The sequence below is a fragment of the Neoroseomonas eburnea genome (genome assembly GCF_018129005.1).
GTDB lineage: Bacteria > Pseudomonadota > Alphaproteobacteria > Acetobacterales > Acetobacteraceae > Neoroseomonas > Neoroseomonas eburnea.
Genome location: NZ_JAAEDL010000073.1, coordinates 1 through 2,282 on the forward strand (window position 1 = coordinate 1; position 2,282 = coordinate 2,282).

A 2,282-nucleotide genomic window follows, 5' to 3' on the forward strand; every position below is an offset into this window, starting at 1 on the left:
ACCCGGCCCCGCGCAGCCCGCCGGACCGGCTCCGGCGCCTGCCGCCCCCGCTCCGGCCCCCGCGGCGCCACAACCGGCGCCGGCGCCGGCGACGCCGCGCTGACCGGGCGCAGCGGAGCATCCCCGTGGACGACAGCCTGATCGCCACCACGCTGAACCGGGACCTGCTGGCGCAGGGCGTCGGCGGGCAGCTTGCGGTGCAGCATTGGGAGCAGCTGACGCAGTACCTGCGCCGTGCGCTCTCCCCGCGCCACGCCGCGCTGTTCGCCGAGCCCAATCCCGATCCGGAGAAGGGCAGCATCGACTGGTACGCGCCGGGCAGCGGCCCGGCCGTGCCCTTGCCGCAGCTCGACCCCGCGGCGCAGGAGGCGGTGCGCGCCGACCTCCTGCGCATGGTCGGCGAGATCCAGGCCGCGGCGGAGAAGCTGCACGGCTCTGCCAGTGAGGGTGAACGCTTCCTCGGCGAATTGCTGCGCCTGGCGCTCGAGATCCCGGATCAGGGCGCGATCCGCGTGCGCGACGGCGTGCCGGTGCTCGCCCCCTGGGGCCACACCGCCGCCGGCGCGGGCGCGGTGCGCGAGCTGCTGGTGAAGATGATGCCGCAGCCGGTCGCGCCGATGGCGATCGTCGGGCCGCCGGCGGCGCTGGCGGCGGCGCGGACGCGCATCTGGCCCTGGCTGCTCGCCTTCCTGCTCCTGCTGCTCATGCTGCTGCTGGCGCTGTGGCTGCTCTGGCGCGATCCCTTCGAGTGGTTCGCGACGCCGCAGGCGCAATGCGTTGCGCCGGAAGGCCAGGTTTCCGCCCTCGACGTGCTGCGGGAGGAGGAGGCGCGGGAAGGCGCGCTGCGTGCCGAACTCGCCCGCATCGTCGCGGAGGCCGGCGAACGCCGCCTGCTGTGCCGCCCGCCGCCCCCGCCGCCCCGCCCGCCGGAGCCTCCGCGCCCGCCGGAACCGCCGGCGCGCGCGCCCGAACCGCCGCCGCAGCAACCGCAGCCGCAGCCGCCGCCTGAGCCGCCGCGCAACACGGACCTCGACCGCGCCGACCGGCAGGGGGCGCGGCGCGGACGGACGCAGATCGTGCTGGCCTGGGACGACCGCAACGATCTCGACCTGGCGGTCATCTGCCCGAACGGGCAGCGCATCGACTTCCGCAGCCGCAACGCCTGCGGCGGCTCGCTCGACATCGACCGCAACGCCGCGGGCGGCCCGACCACGCGCACGCCGGTCGAGAACATCGTCTTCGACCGCGACCCCGCGCCGGGCACCTACCGCATCGTCGTCGACTATTTCGACCGTGTGGACAGGCCGAGCACGCCCTATCGCGTGACGGTGCGCCAGGAGGGCCAGCCCGACCGGGTCATCACCGGCACCGCGCGCGAGGGCCAGCGCGACCAGGTGGTCGGGGAGTTCACCGTGCCATGATGCGCCCCGGACACAGCGCGGCGCGGCGCGCCGGCACGGCAGGCCTGACGTGGAGCGGCCGGCCATGATGCGCCTGATCGCGACCCGCGCGCAGGACCTGCGTCCGCTGCTGCCGATGCCGCCGGCCGAGGCCTTCGCCGCGCTGCAGGCGGCGGCGGGGCGGATCTCGCCCGCCCATGCCGCGCTCTTTGCGATGCCCGTCCAGGAGGATGGTGCCGTCACCTGGGGCGCCCCGGGGTCGCGGATGGCGCGCTACGCCGACCTCGACGCCGGCTCCCGCGCCGCGCTGACGACGGAGGCGGGGCGCATCCTGTCCGACCTGCGGCGGGAGGCGGAGCGCGAGGCGGCCTCCGGCGGCGGACCGCTCGCCACGCTGTGGCCGGCGATCGCCGAAATCCCCTCCTTCGACCTCGTCTTCGCCGTGGACGGCAGGCCCGTTCTCGCGGGCTGGGGCCATGTCGGCGCCGCGGCGCCGGGGCCGCTCGGGCTACTGGCGCGGTTCGACGACGGCATCCACTGGCAGAAACCGCCGCGCAGGCCCTGGGGTGTTTGGATCGCAACCCTCGTGGCGCTGGCGCTGCTCGCGCTGCTGGCGGGGCTCATCGGACCGCTCGTGGCCTGGCGCTTCTTCACCACGCCGCAGGCCGCTTGCGTCGCGGCGCAGGGGGACCTCGAGGCGCTCGCCCGGCTGGTCGAGGCCGAGCGCGGCGAGCGCGACCTGCGCACCGAACTGGCGCGGCTGGAGGAGGAACTCGGCCGCCGGCGCCTGGCCTGCCCCTTGCCGCGTGCCCCCGAACCGCCGCCGCCGCCGCGCCCGCCCGAACCCGCCCCGGAGCCGCCGCCGCGGCCGGAGGAGCCGCT

At 76.7% G+C, this 2,282-nt stretch carries 2 protein-coding genes; both read left to right on the forward strand.

The features are described from left to right. Positions 1–125 precede the first annotated feature (125 nt). The gene (locus GXW74_RS27660) at positions 126–1,421 is read left to right on the forward strand and encodes a hypothetical protein (protein ID WP_211850139.1); all 1,296 of its coding nucleotides are present in this window, start codon (positions 126–128) and stop codon (positions 1,419–1,421) included. A gap of 64 nt (positions 1,422–1,485) precedes the next feature. Then, positions 1,486–2,282, forward strand: a 797-nt coding sequence (locus tag GXW74_RS27665) for a hypothetical protein (RefSeq protein ID WP_211850141.1), incomplete at its 3' end; no start/stop codon positions are given.